Source organism: Aeromonas simiae, assembly GCF_014892695.1.
Lineage (GTDB): Bacteria > Pseudomonadota > Gammaproteobacteria > Enterobacterales > Aeromonadaceae > Aeromonas > Aeromonas simiae.
In genome coordinates this window covers 2,488,191-2,509,191 of sequence record NZ_CP040449.1, presented here as the reverse complement: position 1 = coordinate 2,509,191, position 21,001 = coordinate 2,488,191, and the positions used below count along the sequence as shown (strand labels likewise).

At 59.8% G+C, this 21,001-nt stretch carries 19 protein-coding genes; 15 read left to right on the top strand and 4 right to left on the bottom strand.

What is annotated here, in order from left to right; all coding sequences use genetic code 11:
* The first annotated feature begins 35 nt into the window (after positions 1–35).
* Positions 36–1,466, top strand: a complete 1,431-nt coding sequence (gene ptsG, locus FE240_RS11755; protein ID WP_193001132.1) for a PTS glucose transporter subunit IIBC — start codon at positions 36–38, stop codon at positions 1,464–1,466.
* A 92-nt stretch (positions 1,467–1,558) separates the two neighbouring features.
* Here ptsG and FE240_RS11750 read toward each other — a convergent pair whose 3' ends face one another.
* The 4 genes from FE240_RS11750 to map all read right to left on the bottom strand — a co-directional run bounded on the left by FE240_RS11750 (position 1,559) and on the right by map (position 6,705).
* Positions 1,559–1,945 (bottom strand): DUF3461 family protein, encoded by a 387-nt coding sequence (locus FE240_RS11750; protein WP_193001131.1) that lies wholly within the window; start codon positions 1,943–1,945, stop codon positions 1,559–1,561.
* 113 nt (positions 1,946–2,058) lie between these two features.
* Positions 2,059–2,886 carry a 2,3,4,5-tetrahydropyridine-2,6-dicarboxylate N-succinyltransferase gene (gene dapD / locus FE240_RS11745; protein WP_193001130.1) on the bottom strand — a complete coding sequence of 276 codons (828 nt, stop codon included), beginning with the start codon at positions 2,884–2,886 and terminating at the stop codon, positions 2,059–2,061.
* 355 nt (positions 2,887–3,241) lie between these two features.
* Positions 3,242–5,866: a bifunctional uridylyltransferase/uridylyl-removing protein GlnD gene (glnD, locus tag FE240_RS11740; RefSeq protein WP_193001129.1), complete on the bottom strand. Its 2,625-nt coding sequence runs from the start codon at positions 5,864–5,866 to the stop codon at positions 3,242–3,244.
* A gap of 50 nt (positions 5,867–5,916) precedes the next feature.
* Positions 5,917–6,705: a type I methionyl aminopeptidase gene (gene map / locus FE240_RS11735; protein ID WP_042048109.1), complete on the bottom strand. Its 789-nt coding sequence runs from the start codon at positions 6,703–6,705 to the stop codon at positions 5,917–5,919.
* A gap of 356 nt (positions 6,706–7,061) precedes the next feature.
* On the opposite strand from map, the gene rpsB reads away from it, so the two are divergent.
* The 14 genes from rpsB (at position 7,062) to lpxB (ending at position 20,972) form a co-directional block, all read left to right on the top strand.
* Positions 7,062–7,790: a 30S ribosomal protein S2 gene (gene rpsB / locus FE240_RS11730; protein WP_042048110.1), complete on the top strand. Its 729-nt coding sequence runs from the start codon at positions 7,062–7,064 to the stop codon at positions 7,788–7,790.
* A 106-nt stretch (positions 7,791–7,896) separates the two neighbouring features.
* Positions 7,897–8,778, top strand: a complete 882-nt coding sequence (gene tsf, locus FE240_RS11725) for a translation elongation factor Ts (RefSeq protein WP_193001128.1) — start codon at positions 7,897–7,899, stop codon at positions 8,776–8,778.
* A gap of 70 nt (positions 8,779–8,848) precedes the next feature.
* The gene (gene pyrH / locus FE240_RS11720; protein ID WP_042048112.1) at positions 8,849–9,583 is read left to right on the top strand and encodes a UMP kinase; all 735 of its coding nucleotides are present in this window, start codon (positions 8,849–8,851) and stop codon (positions 9,581–9,583) included.
* A 43-nt stretch (positions 9,584–9,626) separates the two neighbouring features.
* On the top strand, positions 9,627–10,184 hold the full coding sequence (gene frr, locus FE240_RS11715; protein WP_042048113.1) for a ribosome recycling factor: 558 nt from the start codon (positions 9,627–9,629) through the stop codon (positions 10,182–10,184).
* Positions 10,185–10,255: 71 nt separating this feature from the next.
* Positions 10,256–11,032 carry a polyprenyl diphosphate synthase gene (gene uppS, locus FE240_RS11710; RefSeq protein WP_042048115.1) on the top strand — a complete coding sequence of 259 codons (777 nt, stop codon included), beginning with the start codon at positions 10,256–10,258 and terminating at the stop codon, positions 11,030–11,032.
* A 23-nt stretch (positions 11,033–11,055) separates the two neighbouring features.
* Positions 11,056–11,904 carry a phosphatidate cytidylyltransferase gene (locus FE240_RS11705; RefSeq protein WP_193001127.1) on the top strand — a complete coding sequence of 283 codons (849 nt, stop codon included), beginning with the start codon at positions 11,056–11,058 and terminating at the stop codon, positions 11,902–11,904.
* A gap of 8 nt (positions 11,905–11,912) precedes the next feature.
* Positions 11,913–13,100: a 1-deoxy-D-xylulose-5-phosphate reductoisomerase gene (gene ispC, locus FE240_RS11700; protein WP_193001126.1), complete on the top strand. Its 1,188-nt coding sequence runs from the start codon at positions 11,913–11,915 to the stop codon at positions 13,098–13,100.
* Complete coding sequence (gene rseP, locus FE240_RS11695) at positions 13,100–14,452, top strand: sigma E protease regulator RseP (protein WP_193001125.1); 1,353 nt, start codon at positions 13,100–13,102, stop codon at positions 14,450–14,452. The genes ispC and rseP overlap by 1 nt, the downstream gene beginning before the upstream one ends.
* Positions 14,453–14,486: 34 nt before the next feature.
* Complete coding sequence (gene bamA / locus FE240_RS11690; protein WP_193001123.1) at positions 14,487–16,910, top strand: outer membrane protein assembly factor BamA; 2,424 nt, start codon at positions 14,487–14,489, stop codon at positions 16,908–16,910.
* A 107-nt stretch (positions 16,911–17,017) separates the two neighbouring features.
* A complete protein-coding gene (locus FE240_RS11685; RefSeq protein WP_042048120.1) occupies positions 17,018–17,524 on the top strand; it encodes an OmpH family outer membrane protein in 507 nt (168 codons plus the stop codon).
* Between the two features lie 14 nt (positions 17,525–17,538).
* The gene (gene lpxD, locus FE240_RS11680) at positions 17,539–18,561 is read left to right on the top strand and encodes a UDP-3-O-(3-hydroxymyristoyl)glucosamine N-acyltransferase (protein WP_193001121.1); all 1,023 of its coding nucleotides are present in this window, start codon (positions 17,539–17,541) and stop codon (positions 18,559–18,561) included.
* 23 nt (positions 18,562–18,584) lie between these two features.
* Positions 18,585–19,046, top strand: coding sequence for a 3-hydroxyacyl-ACP dehydratase FabZ (gene fabZ / locus FE240_RS11675; RefSeq protein ID WP_042048122.1), 462 nt, complete (start codon positions 18,585–18,587; stop codon positions 19,044–19,046).
* A gap of 2 nt (positions 19,047–19,048) precedes the next feature.
* On the top strand, positions 19,049–19,840 hold the full coding sequence (lpxA, locus tag FE240_RS11670; RefSeq protein WP_084214820.1) for an acyl-ACP--UDP-N-acetylglucosamine O-acyltransferase: 792 nt from the start codon (positions 19,049–19,051) through the stop codon (positions 19,838–19,840).
* Complete coding sequence (gene lpxB, locus FE240_RS11665; protein ID WP_193001119.1) at positions 19,833–20,972, top strand: lipid-A-disaccharide synthase; 1,140 nt, start codon at positions 19,833–19,835, stop codon at positions 20,970–20,972. The genes lpxA and lpxB overlap by 8 nt, the downstream gene beginning before the upstream one ends.
* Positions 20,973–21,001 lie beyond the last annotated feature (29 nt).

Below are 21,001 nucleotides of genomic sequence, written 5' to 3'. Positions count from 1 at the left end.
CCTATAAGGGATTTTATCTAAATCAGGAGCACACAATGTTGAAAAATGCATTCTCCAATCTGCAAAAGGTCGGTAAGGCGCTGATGCTGCCCGTATCGGTCCTGCCGGTTGCAGGTATTTTGCTGGGGGTGGGTGCGGCCCACTTCAGCTGGTTGCCGGAAATTGTCTCCCAGCTGATGGAGCAAGCCGGTGGTTCCGTCTTTGGCCAGATGGCGCTGCTGTTTGCAGTGGGTGTGGCTCTGGGCTTTACCAATAACGACGGCGTATCCGGTCTGTCTGCCATCGTTGGCTACGGCATCATGATCGCCACCCTGAAGGTAATGGCGCCTGTGATGGGCGTTGAAAGCATCGAAACCGGTGTGCTGGGTGGTATCCTGGCCGGTGGTATCGCCGCGTGGGCCTTCAATCGTTTCTACAAGATCCAGCTGCCTGAGTATCTGGGCTTCTTCGCCGGCAAGCGTGCCGTACCCATCATCACCGGTTTCCTCTCCATCGGTCTGGGTGTCATCCTGTCCGTGATTTGGCCGCCGGTCGGCGCCGCTATCGGTGCCTTCTCCGACTGGGCTGCTAACCAGAACCCGGTACTGGCTTTCGGTATCTACGGCGTGGTTGAGCGCTCCCTGATCCCGTTTGGTCTGCACCACATCTGGAACGTACCGTTCTTCTATCAGGCCGGTACCTGCGTCAACGGTGCGGGTGAAACCGTCCACGGTATCATGACCTGCTTCCTGACTGCTGACGATGCTTCCCGCGCTGCGGGCAATGGCTTCGGTCAGCTGGCCGGTGGCTACCTGTTCAAGATGTTCGGTCTGCCTGCCGCTGCATTTGCTATCGCTCATGCTGCCAAGCCGGAAAACCGTGCCAAGATCGTGGGTATCATGGCCTCTGCAGCCCTGACCTCTTTCCTGACCGGTATCACCGAGCCGATTGAGTTCTCCTTCCTGTTCATCGCCCCGGTGCTGTACGCCATTCATGCCGTACTGGCTGGTCTGGCCTATGTGCTGACCAACACCCTGGGTATTGTGCATGGTCACACCTTCTCCAACGGCTTCATCGACTTCGTGGTGCAATCGCCGCGTGCCGATAAGATGCTGCTGCTGGTTGGTCTGGGTCTGGTTTACGCTGCCATCTACTACGTCGTGTTCAGCTTCGTTATTCGCGCACTGAACCTGAAGACGCCTGGCCGTGAAGACGAAACTGCCGAGGTTGCGGTAAATCAAGGCAAGGACGAAATGTCTGCCTCTCTGGTGGCTGCCTTTGGTGGTAAAGAGAACATCACCTCCCTGGATGCCTGCATCACCCGCCTGCGTGTAGGTGTGAAGGATGTGGCCAAGGTTGACCAGGCTGGTCTGAAGAAGCTGGGGGCGGCCGGTGTGGTCGTGGCTGGCTCCGGTGTTCAGGCCATCTTCGGTACCAAGTCTGACAACCTGAAGACGGACATGGACATCTGGATCAAGAACAACTGATCCCAGATTGAATGATGAAAGGGAGGCCAATGGCCTCCCTTTTCTGTTTTTGCGCTGAGCTAAGCGGCTCTGTTGAGGAGCCATGGGCCGCCTCAGAGTTTCTCCAGATCTTGCTCTATCTCGCGGATCTTGTTTTGCACGACCTTCTCGAGGTGGCGCAGATCGGCCAGGATCTTCTGTTTGATATCCGGGTTGATTTGGGGAGGGTGAGCGCCCTGGGTCAGGCTGTCCAGCTCGTCGACCACGTACTTGAGGTTGGCGTTGATCTCGGTGACATCCTTGTACTCGTGGGTGCCTGAGTCGATCAATATGGTCTTGCGCTGGCGCGGGTATTTGAACTTGACGCTCTTGGCGAAGAACTCGCCCTTCTGCTTCTTGAAATAGATCTTGAGAATGTCGTGGTTGGCTTCTTGGCGCAGGGTGTAGCTTTCGATCGTGTCGGGGTCTTGGATCCCTAAGCTCTTGAGATTGTCGTACATCGCTCTTCCTCGGCTGAGAACATTCCTTGCGCACTCATCTTAACTCAAGGTAGCGACCATGATACAGGCATGAAAAAGGGCGCCTTGTGGCGCCCTTTGCATACCCGGTTGCATCACTCGTCGATGGAGCGCAGCAGAGCGTTGATACCCACCTTGGCGCGGGTCTTGGCATCGACCTTCTTGACGATGACTGCGGCGTAGAGGCTGTACTTGCCACACTTGGAGGGCAGGGAGCCAGAGACCACGACCGAGCCCGCCGGCACACGGCCGTAATGGATTTCACCAGTTTCGCGGTCATAGATACGGGTGGACTGGCCGATGAAGACGCCCATGGAGATAACGGAGCCTTCCTCGACGATGACCCCTTCTACCACTTCGGAGCGGGCGCCGATGAAGCAGTTATCCTCGATGATGGTCGGGTTGGCCTGCAGCGGCTCCAGCACGCCGCCGATGCCGACGCCGCCAGAGAGGTGGACGTTCTTGCCGATCTGAGCGCAGGAGCCCACAGTGGCCCAGGTGTCGACCATGGTGCCTTCATCAACAAAGGCGCCGATGTTGACGTAGGAGGGCATCAACACGGTATTGGGGGCGATGAAGGAGCCTTTGCGAGCGGTGGCAGGGGGAACAACACGCACGCCGGCAGCCTTGAACTCGTCGCTGCTGTAACCGGAGAACTTGAGCGGCACCTTGTCATAATACTGGGCATCGTCGCCTTTGATGATGGCGTTGTCATTGATGCGGAAGTAGAGCAGCACGGCCTTTTTCAGCCACTGGTGCACTACCCACTCGCCGGCGATCTTCTCGGCCACACGGGCCTGGCCCTTATCGAGCAGTTCAATGGCCTGCAAGATGGCAGACTTGGTTTCGGCATCCACGCTGCCAGGAGTGATGGTATCGCGGCGCTCGAAGGCGGCTTCGATGATCTGTTGCAACTCGGTCATGTCAGTTCCCTTTCAAAAAATTCTGCTTGTTGTATCACACTTTGCCGCCGGGTTCAGCCATCGTCCCTACCTTTGGGAAAAGTTGTCTGCGGGCCGTGTGCCTTGATGCTGCGAACGTAACCCGTGGTAGGGGGGCGCGCTAGGCTGCGCTCCTAACGTGGTTAAAAAATGGGCTCAACACATGATAGAGCCCCACCTTTCCAAAAACACCGCATGGATTCACTTCAACGTCACGTAAATGGGCCTCTGTAGAGGCCCAGAGCATGGCTTAAAATTGCCGCGCCTGAAATATGCACACCTTGAGAGCACAACCTAAGTGACTACCGCTTAGCAGATGGGCTGCCGGTTGTTGCATTTACCCCTCGGTCAGCTCGGCCAGTTGCTGGATCAGCCGCTCCTCCAACTGGCGCTGCTGCGCTAAGTTCAGTGGCTCCCCCTCCAGGGTGGTGAGGCTGAAAAAGTCCTCCACCCGCTCGCCGATAGTGGTGATCTTGGCGGCGTGCAGCGCCAGTCCGCACTGCTGGAAGACGGCACCGATGCGCGCCAGCAGGCCGGGCGCATCGAGGGCGATCAGCTCGACTAAGGTGTGGCGCACCTCGCCCTTGTGGGGCAAAAAGGTGACCCGGGTCGGGACATTGAACTGGCGATGGCGGCGCGAAAGGGGTTTGCTGCGCAGCACCAGCTTGCCCGGTGCCTCCAGCGCCTTCTCCAACGCCCCCTTGATGGTGGCGATGCGGTTGGGGCTGATGGGTTGGCCATTGGGTTCGAGCACGATGAAGGTATCGAGCACGAAACCGGTGCGTGAGCTCATAATCTGGGCATCATGGATGTTGAGGTTCTTTTGATCCAATGCCGAGGCCACGGTGGCAAACAGGTTGGGCATGTCGCGGCAATAGATGAACAGCTCGCTGCCGCCGCGGCTGGGGTGCTTGCCCACCAGTACCAGCGGTACGGAAGGATCAGCATGAGCCAGGATGTGACGGGTGTGCCAGGCGATCTGCTCCGGAGTGTGGCGCAGGAAATAGTCAGCCTTGAAGTCGCTCCACAGCAGGGTTACTGCCTCGTCGCTGGCCTGCTGCTGCCCCAGCAGTTGGCGAGCCTGGCGCTGGTTCTCGCGGATCTTGAGGCGCATGTCGGGCGGGTTCTCGAGCCCTTGGCGTAGCGCCTTTTGAGTGGCGAAGAACAGCTCGCGCAGCAGGGTGCCTTTCCAGTCGTTCCACAGGGTGTCGTTGGTGGCACAGATGTCGGCCACGGTGAGGCAGCAGAGCAGCTCAAGGTGCAACTCGTCGCGCACCTTCTGGGCAAAGTCGGTGATGACGTCCGGATCATAGATATCGCGGCGCTGGGCGGTCACTGACATCAATAGGTGGTGGCGCACCAGCCAGGCGACCAGCCGGCTCTCGTAGCGATCAAAGCCGTGCAGCTGGCAGAACTCTAGGGCATCGACGGCGCCGAGTTCGGAGTGATCCCCCTTGCGACCCTTGGCGATGTCGTGAAACAGGGCGGCCACGAACAAGAGCTCGGGCTTGCGCAACTGGTTGAACAGCTCGTGGCAGAGCGGGTGGGGCTTGCGGCTGGCCGGATCGGTGAAGAAGTGGAAGTGCTTGAACAGGCGATGGGTGTGCTCATCCACCGTGTAGGCGTGGAACATGTCGAACTGCATCTGGCCGACGATGAGGTGCCACTGGGGCAGGTAGGCCGCCAGGATGCCGTATTTGTGCATCAGGGTCAGCGGCAATCCAATGCCGCCTGGGTGGCGCAGCAGGGCGATGAACAGGCGGCGGCACTCGGGAATGTCCTGCAACCAGCAGCCGAGCTTGCGCCGAGCCTCGCGCAGCTGGCGCAAGGTGGCCGAATGGATGCCGGTCACATTGGGGTGCTGGGCTATCTGGTAGAAAAGACGCAAGATGGCCGCTGGCTCACGGCCGAACAGGTCGGGCTCGACCGCATCGATGAGGCGACCCCGTAGCTGGAACTCGTCGCTGATGCGGCGCACGTCCATGGCGCTGTTGCCGAGGATGGCCTCGTCAAACAGTTGCAGCAGCATCTCATTGAGCTCGGCTACTCGGCGCACCGTCTGGTAGAAGCGCTTCATCATCTGCTCGACCGGGCCGTTACCCTCGCCGGTGAAACCGAGGATCTCGGCCACGGTGCGCTGCCTGTCGAACAACAGGCGGTTGTCCCCCCGGTTGATGGCCAGATGCAGGGCGAAGCGCACCTGCCACAGGAAGGTCTGGCAATCTTGCAGCTCTTGGTACTCGGCCTGGTTGAGAAAGCCCTGGCTGCTCATCTCAGCCAGCGAGGTGGCACCAAAATGACGGCGGGCGACCCAGGCCAGGGTCTGGATATCGCGCATGCCCCCCGGATTGCTCTTGATGTCCGGCTCAAGCTTGTAGGCGGTGCCCTGGAACTGACGGTGGCGGTCGATCTGCTCTTGGCGTTTGGCCTCGAAGAAGGCCTCGCTCGGCCAGAACAGCGAGGGGGCGGTGGCGGCTTGCAGGGCGACAAAGCCCGGCTCATGGCCGGTGATGTAGCGCGCCTCGATGAGGTTGGTGGCCACCGTGATGTCACGCTCTCCTTGGGCGACACACTCGGCGATGCTGCGCACCGACTGGCCCACCTCGAGGCGCAGATCCCACAAGAGTGCGATGAAGTCGCCAATACGCAGCCCCAGCACTTCGTCCGGCTTTTCTTGGTAGAGCAGCAGCAAGTCGATATCAGAGTGGGGGTGCAGCTCGCCACGCCCATACCCGCCGACGGCGATCAGGGTCAGCCCCGCCACCTTGTCGAAACCGAACTGTTGCCACAGTTGGGTCAGCAGGGCATCCATGAAGCGTGAGCGCTCCGCCACCAACTGGGTGACCGGCTCGCCTTGGCGAAAACGTTCGGCCAGGCGTTCTGAAAATAGATGCAGTGCACTGCGATAGGCTTCACGTTCGAGAGGTTGGGCGCAGGAGGGGAGCAGGGAGAGATCGTCCATGGGGTCTCGCTTAAGTGAAAGACCCCGGCGTGGCCGGGGTCTGCATGATATCAGGCGTGCTTGATGATGCGCTCGAGGGTTTCGTCATTGCGCAGGGTCAGCACCTCGCAGCCATCCTCGGTCACCAGCAGGGTGTGTTCCCACTGGGCCGAGTCACCGCCATCCTTGGTGGTCACGGTCCAGCCATCCTTCGGATTGATCTTGCAGTGGTGCTTCTTGGTGTTGACCATCGGCTCGATGGTGAAACACATGCCGGGCTTGAGCTCGAGCTTGGCGCTGTTGCGATAATGCAGGATCTGCGGCTCTTCGTGGAACTCTTTACCAATGCCGTGACCGCAGTAGTCACGCACCACGGAGAAGCCGGCCTTCTCGGCGATGGGCTGGATGATGGCGCCGATCTCGGTGATGCACATGCCGGGGCGCACCTGGCGAATGGCGGCGTAGAGGCTCTCCTGAGTCACCTTGCACAGCTGGTGGCGCAGCGGGGTGGTCTGGCCGACGATGAACATGGCCGAGGTATCGCCGTGATAGTCATCCTTGATGACGGTGATGTCGAGGTTGACGATATCCCCTTCGCGCAGCTTCTTATGATTGGGGATGCCATGACAGATGACGTCGTTGACCGAGGTGCAGATCGACTTGGGAAAACCGTGATAGTTGAGCGGGGCCGGAATGGCCTGCTGCACGTTGACGATGTGGTCGTGGCACAGGGTATTGAGCTCATCGGTGGTGACGCCGGCCTTGATATGGGGGGCGATCATCTCGAGCACCTCGGCGGCCAGGCGGCCGGCAACGCGCATCTTTTCTATCTCTTCGGGGGTCTTGATCTGGACAGTCATGGCTTCTCTCTTGGTGCCCTTCTCATGCCGGGCGACACGCCAGGCGGGGCAACTGAAAACGGTTTGCGTTTGCAACAGGTTCAAAATTTTACCCGCAACCCCCCCTCAAGTTCCAGTGTGATTGTCATCACGGCGCCACGGAGGGCGCTCATCATGGTTCAGTCGTGCCCCTGACGGTACCATGCCAAGGTGGTGTTTCATCCGTGACTATGGTATAAAGCGCGCCGAACCTGGGTCTGTCCCGGGTTTTCCACCCTAACCTAAACAACACACACACATCGACACCTGTGCCGGGGTGCCCCTTGCGGGTCGGTTACATGGGATGTGTGGAGGCCTAACCCCAATAGAGGTATAAAATGGCTAAAGTTTCTATGCGCGACATGCTGCAAGCCGGCGTCCACTTCGGTCACCAAACCCGTTACTGGAACCCCAAGATGAAGTCTTACATCTTCGGTGCTCGTAACGGCGTTCACATCGTGAACCTGGAAAAGACCGTTCCGATGTTCGACGATGCCATGAACTTCCTGAGCTCCACTGCTGCCAAGAAGGGCAAGGTTCTGTTCGTCGGTACCAAGCGTGCTGCCTCTGAAGCCGTCAAGGAAGCTGCTTCCCGTTGCGATCAGTTCTATGTGAACCATCGCTGGCTGGGCGGCATGCTGACCAACTGGAAGACCGTTCGTCAGTCCATCAAGCGTCTGAAGGATCTGGAGACCCAGAGCCAAGACGGTACCTTCGACAAGCTGACCAAGAAAGAGGCGCTGATGCGTACTCGCGAAATGGAAAAGCTGGAGAAGAGCCTGGGCGGTATCAAGGACATGGGCGGCCTGCCTGACGCACTGTTCGTGATCGATGCCGAGCACGAGCACATCGCCATCAAGGAAGCCAACAACCTGGGTATCCCGGTAATTTCTGTCGTTGATACCAACTCCAACCCGGATGGCATTGACTACATCATCCCGGGTAACGACGACGCCATCCGCGCCGTACAACTGTACCTGAACGCTGCTGCCGACACCGTGCTGGAAGCCCGCGAGCAGGACATCGTTGTTCAAGCCGAGAAAGATGGCTTCGTTGAAGCTGAGTAATAAATAAGGTCTGTAAAGCCCTTTTATTGACCAAGCTGAAACATTGGTTGGCAGGGGCCCTTGATGGCCCCTGTTTCTTGTTAATTCGAGACCGAGGATACTGGACATGGCAAACATTTCTGCCGCCCTGGTAAAAGAACTGCGCGAGCGCACTGCCGCTGGCATGATGGATTGCAAAAAAGCGCTGGAAGAGGCCGCTGGTGATATCGAGCTGGCGATCGAAAACATGCGTAAATCCGGCCAGGCTAAGGCTGCCAAGAAGGCTGGCCGTATCGCCGCCGAAGGCGTTATCTTCGCCCGCACCGAAGGCAACGTTGCCGTTCTGATCGAGCTGAACTGCGAAACTGACTTCGTTTCCAAAGATGCCAGCTTCCTGGCCATGGGTCAGAAGATCGCTGAGATCGCTGCAACCCAGAAGATTGCTGATGTTGACGCCCTGAAGGCCGCCGACTTCGGTAACGGTGAGAGCGTTGAGCTGACCATCACCAACCTGATCGCCAAGATCGGTGAGAACATGAACCTGCGCCGCGTGGTGCTGGTGGAAGGTGACAACCTGGGCACCTACGTTCACGGCTCCCGCATCGGTGTTATCACCAAGCTGGCCGGTGGTACCGACGAGCTGGCCAAAGATCTGGCCATGCACGTTGCGGCCAACAGCCCGCAATTCGTTAAGCCGGAAGACGTGTCTGCCGAAGTGGTCGCCAAAGAGCGCGAAATCCAGATCGACATCGCCATCAACTCCGGCAAGCCGAAAGAGATCGCCGAGAAGATGGTTGAAGGCCGCATGAAGAAGTTCACCGGTGAGGTTTCCCTGACTGGTCAGCCGTTCGTGAAGGATCCTTCCATGACCGTTGCCGAGCTGCTGAAGAAAGAAGGCGCTGACGTCGTCTCCTTCACCCGCTACGAAGTAGGCGAAGGCATCGAGAAGCAGGAAACCGACTTCGCCGCCGAAGTGGCTGCCCAGATCGCTGCCGCTCAAAAGGCCTAATTGAACCGGTTTTACCGTTCCCCGGACCGCGACTGATGTCGCGGTCTTTATATGACCAGGAATCAGTCTCATGAGTACCAATCCCAAGCCAGCATACAGACGTGTTCTTCTTAAGTTGAGCGGTGAAGCCCTGCAGGGCGCAGAGGGTTTCGGCATCGATCCGGCCGTCCTGGATCGTATGGCGCAAGAGATCAAGGAGCTGGTCGAGCTGGGGGTTCAGGTCGGTCTGGTCATCGGTGGCGGCAACCTGTTCCGTGGTGCCGGCCTCGCCAAGGCGGGAATGAACCGCGTGGTGGGCGACCACATGGGTATGTTGGCGACCGTGATGAACGGCTTGGCCATGCGTGATGCCCTGCATCGTGCTTATGTGAATGCCCGTCTGATGTCTGCCATCTCCTTGCAGGGGATCTGCGACTCCTATACCTGGGCCGAGGCGATCAGCCATCTGCGCGCCGGTAAGGTCGTCATTTTCTCTGCCGGTACTGGCAACCCTTTCTTCACCACCGACTCAGCAGCTTGCCTGCGCGGCATCGAGATCGAAGCCGACGTTGTGCTCAAGGCCACCAAGGTCGATGGTGTCTACAGTGATGATCCGGTTAAGAATCCGGATGCGGTGATGTATCATGAGCTGAGCTACGACGAGGTGCTCGACAAGGAGCTCAAGGTTATGGATCTCGCGGCCTTCACCCTGGCCCGTGACCACGATCTGCCGATCCGCGTGTTCAACATGAACAAACCGGGGGCCCTGCGCCGTGTGTTGATGGGTGAGCCGGAAGGTACCTTGATCCACCATCTCGGCAAGTAACAACGTCGGATCCACTGCCCACGCATTACAAGGAAATACCACCGTGATCAACGAGATTAAGAACGATGCCAAAGAGCGCATGAACAAAAGTGTGGAAGCGCTCAAGACCCAGATGTCCAAGATCCGTACCGGCCGTGCTCACCCGAGCCTGCTCGATGGTATCCAGGTTGAGTATTATGGCTCTGCCACGCCGCTCAAGCAGTTGGCTAACGTGGTCGCCGAAGACTCCCGTACTCTGGCGCTGACCGTGTTCGATCGCACCATGATCCAGGCAGTTGAGAAGGCCATCATGAGCTCCGATCTGGGCCTGAACCCGGCCACTGCCGGCACCACGATGCGCATTCCGCTGCCGCCGCTGACCGAAGAGCGTCGCCGTGACCTGACCAAGGTCGTTCGCGCTGAAGCAGAGAACGCCCGTGTGGCCGTGCGTAACATCCGTCGTGATGCCAATGCCGACCTCAAGGCACTGCTCAAAGATAAAGAGATCTCCGAGGATGACGACCGTCGCGCTCAGGACGATATCCAGAAGCTGACCGATACCTACGTCAAGCTGGTGGATGAAGCCTTGGCCGCGAAGGAAAAGGAGCTGATGGAAATCTAAGGCTCCGACAGGTATATTACGAGCGCCGTACAGCCCCCTGTGCGGCGCTTTTCTGTTTGTGGGAGATATGCATGTCGCTTTCGGCCGTCGTCGGTGAGACCGCCAACCAGAGTCTACCCCGCCACGTGGCCATCATCATGGATGGTAACGGGCGCTGGGCCCAGCAACGCGGCAAGATCCGTGTGCAGGGGCACAAGGCCGGGGTCAAGTCGGTACGCGAGGCTGTCTCGTTTTCCGCTCGGGCTGGGATGGAGGCGCTGACTCTGTTTGCCTTCTCCAGTGAGAACTGGCGTCGCCCGGAAGGGGAAGTCAGTGCCCTGATGGAGCTGTTCATGATGGTGCTTGGCCGTGAGGTCGACAAGCTTCATCAGAACGGCATCCGGTTGCGGGTGATTGGTGATATCTCCCGTTTCAGCGAACGGCTGCAGGAGAAGATTGCCAAGGCCGAGGCGCTCACCGCCAACAATGCGGGCATGACCCTCAATATCGCCGCCAACTATGGCGGTCAGTGGGACATAGTGCAGGCGGCCCGGCGATTGGCTGACGAGGTGGCTGCCGGCCACCTGCGCAGCGACCAGATCACCGAGTCTACGTTTTCCGATTATGTCTGCATGGCCGATCTGCCGCCGGTGGATCTGCTGATCCGTACCGGTGGCGATCATCGCATCAGCAATTTCCTGCTCTGGCAGATGGCCTACGCCGAACTCTATTTCACCCCCGTGCTGTGGCCCGATTTTGACGAACAGCACTTCAGCGAGGCCATCGCCTCCTTCGTCAGCCGCGAGCGGCGTTTTGGTTGTACCGGCGAGCAGATCCGTACGCTGATTGCTGAACGACAGACCAAGTAACCGCTCCCCGAAGAGGAACTCTCTTGCTAAAACAACGTATCATCACTGCCCTACTGTTAATTCCCCTGGTCTTCGGGGCGCTCTTCTTTCTGCCCATCAAGTGGTTTGCCCTGCTGGTCGCCGGTGTCTTCCTGCTCGGCTCGCTGGAGTGGGGGGCTTTTGTCGGCGCCCGATGGCGTTACCCTGTCTCGCTGCTGCTCTGTCTGCTGCTAGGTGGCACGCTCTGGTGGCAACCGGTTGAACAGTTGTGGGGGCCGGCGTTGGCCGCCCTGCCTAATGCGACCCTCTATCTCTCCGGCTCTTGGTGGCTGCTGGCCTTGCTGCTGGTGGTGCGTTACCCGGCCAGTGCCGTTCTATGGCGCAGTTCTGTCTGGCTCAAGACCCTGTTTGGTGCCGCCACCCTGATCCCCTTCTTCTGGGCCATGCTCTCCCTGCGTAGCGTCGAGATCTGGCACGACAGCAGCACTGGCGCCTGGATCCTGCTGTTTGTGATGGCATTGGTGTGGGCCGCCGACTCCGGCGCCTATTTCTTTGGCAAGGCGTTTGGTAAGCACAAGCTGGCGCCTGCGGTCAGCCCGGGCAAGACCAGAGAGGGGATGTTTGGTGGTCTGCTGTGTGCCAGCCTGCTGGCCGTGGGGGTGACCTGGTATCAGGGAGCCGATGGCCACACCACGCTGATTGTGCTGGCCAGCTCCCTGCTGGCGGTGCTGGCCTCTATCCTCGGCGATCTCAGCGAGAGCATGTTCAAGCGTGAGGCCGGCCTCAAGGACTCGGGGGCTCTGCTGCCAGGCCACGGCGGTATCCTCGATCGTATCGATAGCTTGACCGCAGCACTGCCGGTGTTCCTGCTCAGTTACCTGCTGCTCTCCTAGGAGTGATCATGGAAAACCTGGTGATCTTGGGCGCTTCCGGCTCCATCGGCCAGAGTACCCTCAAGGTGGTGCGTCAACACCCGGGGCGCTGGCAACTGCTGGCGCTCACCGCGGCGCGCAGTGTCGATACGATGCTGCGGGACTGCCTCGAGTTCTCCCCCCGCTTTGCGGTCATGGTGGACGAACTGGCCGCCGGTGAACTCTCTGGTCGCCTGCGGGCTCATGGTTGCTCCACTCGGGTCTTGTCCGGCACCGATGCTTTGTGTGAAGTGGCGGCTCACCCCGATGCCGACAGCGTGATGGCGGCCATCGTCGGCGCGGCTGGCTTGCCGGCCACCCTGGCGGCGGTGCGTGCCGGCAAGCGGGTACTGCTGGCCAACAAGGAGTCACTGGTGATGTCGGGGGCGCTGTTCATGGAAGCGGTGCGTGAGCACGGTGCGACCTTGCTGCCCATCGACAGCGAGCACAACGCCATCTTTCAGAGCCTGCCGGCCGAGGTGCAGGGTAACCTCGGTTTTTGCGATCTCGCCGCCGCCGGGGTCAGCAAGATCCTGCTGACCGGCTCGGGTGGCCCTTTCCGCTATCGCGATATTGAAACGCTGGCGGCAGTGACCCCCGAGGAGGCGATCGCCCACCCCAACTGGTCGATGGGGCCGAAGATCTCGGTTGACTCGGCCACCATGATGAACAAGGGGCTCGAGTACATCGAGGCGCGCTGGCTGTTCAATGCCGCACCCGAACAGATCCAAGTGATCATCCATCCTCAGTCGGTGATCCACTCCATGGTGCAGTACAAGGATGGCTCGGTGCTGGCCCAGCTCGGCAATCCCGACATGTGCACGCCGATCGCCCACGCCATGGGCTATCCGCAGCGGATCGTCTCCGGCGTGGAACCTCTGGACTTTTTCAGTGTCGGAGAGTTCAGTTTCATTCGTCCCGACGACCGGCGTTACCCCTGCCTGCGGCTGGCCATCGAGGCCTGCGCCGCCGGACAGGCGGCCACCACGGCGCTGAATGCGGCCAATGAGGTGGCGGTTGCGGCCTTCCTGCAAGGCGGCCTTGGCTACATGGCCATCGCCGGTCTGGTCGAGCGCGCCTGTAGCCGCTTTGGGGGCGAGGTGGTGAGCGATCTGGCGGCGTTGCGGGATCTGGATGACCGGGTCAGACGACAGACGCAACAATGGCTGGAGGAATAATGGGCGGAGTACTCTGGAATATTGGCGCCTTCATCATCGCGCTGGGCATTTTGGTCGCAGTGCATGAGTTTGGCCACTTCTGGGTGGCGCGGCGCTGTGGCGTGAAGGTGGAGCGTTTCTCCATCGGCTTTGGCCGGGCCATTTGGCGCCGACTTGGCAAGGATGGTACCGAATATGTGGTGGCCATGATCCCGCTCGGCGGTTACGTGAAGATGCTCGATGGCCGGGTCGACGAGTTGCAGCCCGGTGAGGAGCGCTTGGCCTTCAATCACAAGAGCGTCTGGGCCCGCATGGCCATCGTGGCTGCCGGCCCGTTTGCCAACTTCATCTTTGCCCTGTTTGCCTTCTGGCTGATGTTCATGATCGGCGTGCCCTCGGTCAAGCCGGTGGTCGGCGAGGTGCGACCCGGCTCCATCGCCGCCGAGGCTCGTCTTGAGCCCGGTATGGAGATTGTCGGGGTGGGGGAGACCGCAACCCGTGACTGGGAGGGGGTGACCTATGCCCTGCTTGAGCGCATGGGGGAGTCGAGCCTCACCTTGCAGGTGCAGCAAAAAGAGACCCAGTATGCGGTGAGCCGCGAGCTGTCGATTGCCGGCTGGCGCTTTGATCCGGACAAGGAGTCGCCAGTCACCAGCCTCGGTATCATTCCGCTCGGGGCCCAGGTGCTGCCTGAGGTAGCCATGGTGGTGCCCAAGGGGGCGGCCGAGCAGGCTGGCCTGCAGGCTGGCGATAAGCTGCTGCGTATCGGCGATCAGACCATCACCCACTGGGAGGAGTTTGCCCGTGTGGTGCAGTCGGCGCCCGGCCAGAGTCTGGTGCTTGAGGTGCAGCGCGGGGACGCTATCTTGCCACTGACCTTGGTGCCACAGAGCCGGACGACTAAAGGTGTCACCAGCGGTTATGTCGGCGTGGCGCCCAAGGTGGTTCCATTACCGGATGAATATCGAATTCTGCTACAGTATGGCCCTCTGCAGGCCCTGTGGCATGGCGCGCTCAAAACCTGGGATCTGATCGGCCTGACGTTCAACATGATTGGCAAGTTGATCGGTGGCATCGTTTCCCTCGACAATCTGAGCGGCCCGATTTCGATTGCCAAGGGAGCCGGTAGCAGTGCCGACTACGGCCTGGTCTATTTTCTGGGTTTCCTGGCGCTCATCAGTGTCAACCTGGGGATCATCAATCTGTTCCCCCTGCCGGTGCTGGACGGTGGACATCTGGTCTACTTCCTGATCGAGGCGGTACGGGGGCGCCCTGTGTCCGAGCGGACCCAGGAGATCGGTTTCAAGATTGGTGCAGCCGTTCTGGTATTCCTGATGGGAATTGCGCTGTTTAATGATTTCACCCGCCTCTGAGTGGCGGGCATCAACAAGGACACATAAGAACAAAATGGCCGTGAAAAATGCATTGGTGTTGAGCTGCCTGTTGGGCGCCTCTCTGACCGTTCAGGCTGCCCCTTCCACCTTTACCGTGCAGGATATCCAGGTGGACGGGCTGCAACGGGTGACCCTGGGTGCCGCCCTGTTGAACCTGCCGATCCGGGTCGGTGATCAGGTTGACTCGGTTTCGCTGGCTGGCGCCATCAAGCGCCTGTATGCCACCGGTAACTTCGAGGATGTGCAACTCTATCGCGATGGCAATGTGCTGATGGTGCAGGTCAAGGAGCGCCCGACCATCGCCAGCATCGAGTTTTCCGGCAACAAGGACATCAAGGAGGAGCAGCTGACCCAGACGCTGGAGTCCTCCGGCATCCGCGTTGGTGAGCCGCTCGACCGTACCATGCTGAGCTCCCTCGAGAAGGGGCTGGAAGATTTCTACTACGGTGTGGGTAAGTACTCCGCCAAGGTCAAGGCCATTGTCACCCCGCTGCCGCGCAACCGGGTCGATCTCAAGCTCACCTTCGTCGAAGGGCAGGCGGCCAAGATCCAGCAGATCAACATCGTCGGCAACCAGGTGTTCCCAGAAGAGAAGCTGCTCAGCCAGCTCTCGCTGAAGGATGATGTGCCTTGGTGGAACTTCACCGGCGACCAGCGTTACCAGAAGCAGAAGCTGGCCGGTGACATCGAGGCCCTGCGCTCTTACTACATGGATCGCGGTTACATCCGCTTCCAGCAGGAGTCGACCCAGGTCTCCATGACCCCGGACAAGAAGGGGGTCTATGTCACCCTCAACATCAAGGAAGGGGAGCAGTACAAGATCGCCGGTATCCAGCTCAAGGGGGATTTGATTGGTCGCGGTGGTGAGATGCAGGCGCTGATCCCCATCGAGTCGGGCAGTACTTACTCCGCCAGTCAGGTGACCCACACCGAAGAGGTGCTCTCCAAGTTCCTCGGCCGTTACGGCTATGCCTACCCCAAGGTGGCCACCTTCCCGCAGATCAATGACCAGACCAAAGAGGTCGAGCTCATCGTCAACATCGAGCCGGGCCCGCGTGTCTATGTGCGCAACATCAACTTCACCGGTAACGTGACCACCAAAGATGAGGTGCTGCGCCGTGAGATGCGTCAGATGGAGGGCACTTGGCTCTCTTCCGACAACGTCGAGCAGTCTAAGACCCGTCTCAACCGCCTCGGTTATTTTGAGACCGCCGAGGTGGAGACCAAGCGAGTACCGGGCAGCGATGACCAGGTCGATCTCGATTTCAAGGTCAAGGAGCAGCCTGCCGGCTCGATCAACGCCGGTATCGGCTACGGCACCGAGTCGGGCATCAGCCTGACCGCCGGTCTGCAACAAGACAACTTCATGGGTACCGGTAAGAAGATCGGTATCACAGCCAGCACCAACGACTACTCCAAGAACGTTGATCTGAGCTACACCGACCCATACTTCACCGTGGATGGCGTCAGCATGGGCGGCCGGGTCTACTACAACAAGTTCAGCGCCAAAGACGCCAACATTGTCGACTACGAGAACGAGACCATAGGTCTGCGCGTCTCCAGCGGTTTCCCGGTCAACGAGACCAACCGCCTCGACTTCAGCGTCGGTGTCGAGCAGAACAAGATCTCCCAGGTGAACGCCTACCTGCAAATCCAGAAGTTCTGGGATATCTACGCCGATAGCAGCGACAGCTCGGGCCGCGTCAAGTTTGACGTGGTGGACTTCACCGCTGGCTGGACCCGCTCCACCCTCAACAAGGGGATGTTCCCGACCTCCGGTGACCGTCAGCGTCTGAACGGTAAGATCACCGTGCCCGGCATGGATCTGCAGTACTACAAGCTGAACTTTGAAGACGCCCACTACTTCCCGATCGATAACGAGCACAAGTGGGTGATGGCCGGTAAGTTCCGCGCCTCCTACGGCAACGGCTACGGCAGCAACGGCGATTACGACCACACCCTGCCGTTCTTCGAGAACTACTTCGCCGGTGGTTTCGACACGGTGCGTGGCTTCAAGAGCAACACGGTCGGTCCTAAGGCGCTCTATCGTGCCAACGATTTTGGTAACGACGTCATCATGGGCACCACCAGCTCGGTCGGGGGTAACGCCCTCACCGTGGCCTCGTTTGAATTTATCGTGCCGACGCCGTTTGCCTCTGAGAGCTACCAGCCGCAACTGCGTACCAGCTTCTTCGTGGACGCCGGCTCGGTGTGGGACACCACCTTCAACTACGACGTCTATGCCGATCGCTGCGTGAGCGGCTGTCAGTATCTCATCGACTACTCCGATCCGGCCAACATCCGGGTGTCGGCGGGGATGACGATGCAATGGCTCTCGCCGATGGGACCGCTGGTATTTACCCTGGCGCGCCCCCTCAAGAAATATGAAGGGGACAGTACTGAGTTCTTCTCCTTCAACATCGGCCGTACCTTCTAACAGGGAAAGCCTTCAGGGCGCCGCGAGGCGCCCTATAACAAAGGCGGTCATGCCGCCCCTAGTGGTTTGTCAGTCACCCTAAACAGATATAGGGACGAGGAGTTAGTGTGAAGAAAGTAGTGAAAGTTGCTGGTTTGACCCTGGCCCTGATGACCGCCGGCATGGGTTCCGCCATGGCCGACACCAAGATCGGCGTGGTTGACATGGAGCAAGTGTTCCAGCGTCTGCCGCAGCGCGAGCAGGTTTCTGCCCAGCTCAAGCGTGAGTTCGAACCGCGCGTGCGCGAGCTGCAAAAGCTGGAGCAAGAAGGTCAGAAGCTGGTCGAGAAGTTCCAGAAGGACGAAGCCTTCATGAGCAAGGACCAGAAGAAGCAAAACCAGGAGAAGCTGGCCAAGTTGCAGATGGAGTTCAACCAGAAGCGTCAATCCTTCGAGCAGGATAACGCCCGTCGCCAAGGCGAAGAGCGCGCCAAGATCCTCAAGCAGGTCAAGAGCGCCATCGACCAAATCGCCCGTGACGGTGGTTATGACCTGATCCTGGAGAACAACGCGACTCCGTACTCCTCCAGCAAGATGGACATCACCTCCCAGGTTATCTCCAAAGTCGGCAAGTAAGAGCATCTGATTCAATGGCATTCACTCTCGAACAGTTGGCCCAGCGTCTGGGGGCCCAGGTCCACGGTGACGGTAACCTGGAAATTCGCAAGGTAGCGACACTGGAAAAGGCCGGGGAGGGGGAGATCTCCTTCCTGTCTAACAAGAAGTATCGGCATTACCTGGAGCAGACCCAGGCCGCCGCGGTGCTCATCACCGAGGCCGACCTGCCGTTTTGCCCCACCAATGCCCTGGTGCTGAAGGACCCTTATGTCGGTTTTGCCCGCGTGGCCCAGCTGCTGGACACCACGCCGCAACCGGCGCAGGACATTCATCCGAGCGCCGTCATTGCGGCTGACGTGAAACTGGGCGAGAGGGTTGCCATCGGTGCCAATGCGGTCATCGAGTCCGGCGTGGTGCTGGGCGACGATGTCCGCATCGGCCCGGGCTGCTTTGTCGGCAAGCACAGCAAGTTGGGTGACCGCTCCCGCCTGTGGGCCAATGTCACCCTCTATCACAATGTGACCATGGGCACCGACTGTCTGGTTCAATCCGGCACAGTGATCGGGGCCGATGGTTTCGGTTATGCCAACGAGCGTGGCGAGTGGATCAAGATCCCCCAGCTCGGCGGCGTCACCATCGGTAACCGGGTCGAGATCGGTGCCTGCACCACCATCGACCGGGGTGCGCTGGAAGACACCCGCATCGCCGACAACGTCATCATCGACAACCAGTGCCAGATCGCCCACAACGTCGAGATCGGCTACGGCACCGCCGTGGCGGGGTCGACCGTGATGGCCGGTAGTCTCAAGGTCGGCAAATACTGTATCATTGGCGGCGCATCTGTCTTCAACGGGCACATGGAGATCTGCGATCAGGCCACCGTGACCGGCATGGCCATGGTGATGCGACCGATCACCGAGCCCGGTATTTACTCCTCCGGCATCCCCCTGCAAACCAACAAAGAGTGGCGCAAGACCGCCGCCCGGGTATTGCGTATCGAGGAGATGCACAAACGGATCAGCAAGCTCGAAAAGAAGCTGAGCGACGAACAATAAACGATTGGTATAGGGTTACTCCTTTGACACAAGAAGCGAAACGCCTGGATATCCAGGAAATCATGGGGCTGTTGCCGCACCGTTATCCGTTCCTGATGATCGATCGCGTGGAAGACTACGTGATCAGCGAAGAGCGCAAGACCCTGCGTGCCATCAAGAACATCTCGTTCAACGAGCCCATCTTTCAGGGGCACTTCCCGGCCAAGCCGGTGTTCCCCGGGGTGCTGATCCTCGAAGCCATGGCCCAGGCCACCGGCATCCTGGCTTTCACCATGGTGGGCAAGCCCTCCCCGAACGAGCTTTACTACTTTGCGTCCATCGACAATGCCCGCTTCAAGCGCCCCGTCGGCCCCGGTGATCAACTGGTGCTGGATGTGGAGTTCCTGAAAGAGCGGCGCGGTATTGCCAAGTTCACCGGCGTCGCCACCGTCGACGGTGAAGTGGTCTGTACTGCCGAGCTGATGTGCGCCAAACGCGAGATTTAACTGTGACTGACCAGACTGCCATCATTCACGACACCGCCATCGTCCATGAGTCTGCTGTGATCGGCAAAGGGGTAGAGATCGGCCCCTTTTCCGTCATCGGCGCCGAGGTGACGATCGGTGACCACACCTGGGTCGGTTCCCATGTGGTGATCAAGGGCCCGACCAAGATCGGTCGCGGCAACAAGATCTTCCAGCACACCTCCATCGGTGAGGATTGCCAGGACAAGAAGTACGCCGGTGAGCGCACCTATCTCGAGATCGGTGACAACAACGTCATCCGCGAGAACTGCACCATCCACCGTGGTACCGCCCAAGATCAGAGCCTGACCAAGGTCGGCAGCGGCAACCTGTTCATGGTCAACGTGCATGTGGCCCATGACTGCGTCATCGGTGACAACTGTATCTTTGCCAATAACGCCACTCTGGCCGGTCACGTCCACATCGGGGATTTCGTGATCTTCGGTGGCCTCTCTGCCATTCACCAGTTCGGCCGGGTCGGCTCCCACGCCTTCGTCGGTGGCTGCGCCGCCCTCAACAAGGATGTGCCGCCCTACGTGATGGCCGCCGGCAACTATGCCAAGCCGTTCGGGGTCAACTCCGAAGGGCTGCGTCGCCGTGGTTACAGCAGTGAGGCCATTGTGGCGGTCAAGCGCGCCTACAAGGAGATCTACCGCTCCGGCAAGACCATCGAAGAGGTGCTGCCGGTGCTCGAAGAGATGGCCAAGGCCGAGCCGGCCGTCCAGCTCTATGTGGATTTCCTCAAGGCCAACGAGCGCGGGATCATCCGTGCCTAAGCCGATCCGCATTGGCATCGTCGCCGGAGAAGTCTCCGGCGACATCCTCGCGGCCGGCCTGGTACGCGAGCTTCTGCAGCGCTACCCGGATGCCCAGTTCGAAGGGATCGCCGGGCCGCGCATGCAGGCGCTTGGGGTCAAGGCGCTGTTTGAGATGGAAGAGTTGGCGGTGATGGGGATCAGCGAAGTGCTGGGCCGTCTGCCGCGCATTCTGTCCGTTCGTCGTCAGCTGCTGCGCCATTTCATCGATAATCCGCCCGATATTTTCGTCGGTGTGGATGCCCCCGATTTCAACATCGGTGTGGAGCTCAAACTGCGCCGCGCCGGGATCAAGACGGTCCACTATGTCAGCCCCTCGGTGTGGGCCTGGCGTCAGGGCCGCATCCACAAGATCAAGGCCGCCACCGACATGGTGCTCGCCTTCCTGCCGTTCGAGAAGGCCTTCTACGACCGCTTCGATGCCCCCTGCCGCTTCGTCGGCCACACCATGGCGGATGACATTCCGCTGGCGCCGGAGCAAGCCCCGGTGCGCGCTGCGCTCGGTATCGATCCGGCGCGGCGCTGGCTGGCAGTGCTGCCCGGCAGTCGCAGCGCCGAGGTGGGCTTCATGTCGCCCCTGTTTCTCGAGGCGTGCAAGCGCCTGACGGTGCGCTATCCGGATCTCGGCTTCATCGTGCCGCTGGTCAATGAGCGGCGCCGCGAGCAGTTCATGGCCATCAAGGCCGAGGTGGCGCCGGAGCTCGACATGGTGCTGCTGCAAGGGCAGGGGCGTGAGGCGATGATCGCCGCCGATGTGGTGATGCTCGCCTCCGGCACCGCCGCGCTTGAGGCCATGCTGGTGAAAAAGCCGATGGTGGTGGGCTATAAGCTCAAGCCTTTCAGCTACTGGCTGGCTCAACGGTTGGTAAAGACGGAGTTTGTTTCGTTGCCGAACCTGCTCGCCGGTCGCATGCTGGTGCCTGAGCTCATTCAGCACGAATGCACGCCCGAGAATCTGGTGGAGGAGGTGAGCAAGTTCTTCGAGCACGACAACCGTGCGCTCATCACCACCTTCACCGAGCTGCACCGCCAGATCCGTTGTAATGCCGATCGTCAGGCCGCCGAGGCGGTACTGGCGTTGATCGCCCGATAATCTCTGGCGCAGCACAGGCTGCGCCCTCT

Excerpts from the sequence above, each read along its gene's own strand:
- ptsG (WP_193001132.1), top strand. The coding sequence starts at position 36 with ATGTTGAAAAATGCATTCTCCAATCTGCAAAAGGTCGGTAAGGCGCTG.
- FE240_RS11750 (WP_193001131.1), bottom strand. The coding sequence starts at position 1,945 with ATGTACGACAATCTCAAGAGCTTAGGGATCCAAGACCCCGACACGATC.
- dapD (WP_193001130.1), bottom strand. The coding sequence starts at position 2,886 with ATGACCGAGTTGCAACAGATCATCGAAGCCGCCTTCGAGCGCCGCGAT.
- glnD (WP_193001129.1), bottom strand. The coding sequence starts at position 5,866 with ATGGACGATCTCTCCCTGCTCCCCTCCTGCGCCCAACCTCTCGAACGT.
- map (WP_042048109.1), bottom strand. The coding sequence starts at position 6,705 with ATGACTGTCCAGATCAAGACCCCCGAAGAGATAGAAAAGATGCGCGTT.
- rpsB (WP_042048110.1), top strand. The coding sequence starts at position 7,062 with ATGGCTAAAGTTTCTATGCGCGACATGCTGCAAGCCGGCGTCCACTTC.
- tsf (WP_193001128.1), top strand. The coding sequence starts at position 7,897 with ATGGCAAACATTTCTGCCGCCCTGGTAAAAGAACTGCGCGAGCGCACT.
- pyrH (WP_042048112.1), top strand. The coding sequence starts at position 8,849 with ATGAGTACCAATCCCAAGCCAGCATACAGACGTGTTCTTCTTAAGTTG.
- uppS (WP_042048115.1), top strand. The coding sequence starts at position 10,256 with ATGTCGCTTTCGGCCGTCGTCGGTGAGACCGCCAACCAGAGTCTACCC.
- ispC (WP_193001126.1), top strand. The coding sequence starts at position 11,913 with ATGGAAAACCTGGTGATCTTGGGCGCTTCCGGCTCCATCGGCCAGAGT.
- rseP (WP_193001125.1), top strand. The coding sequence starts at position 13,100 with ATGGGCGGAGTACTCTGGAATATTGGCGCCTTCATCATCGCGCTGGGC.
- bamA (WP_193001123.1), top strand. The coding sequence starts at position 14,487 with ATGGCCGTGAAAAATGCATTGGTGTTGAGCTGCCTGTTGGGCGCCTCT.
- lpxD (WP_193001121.1), top strand. The coding sequence starts at position 17,539 with ATGGCATTCACTCTCGAACAGTTGGCCCAGCGTCTGGGGGCCCAGGTC.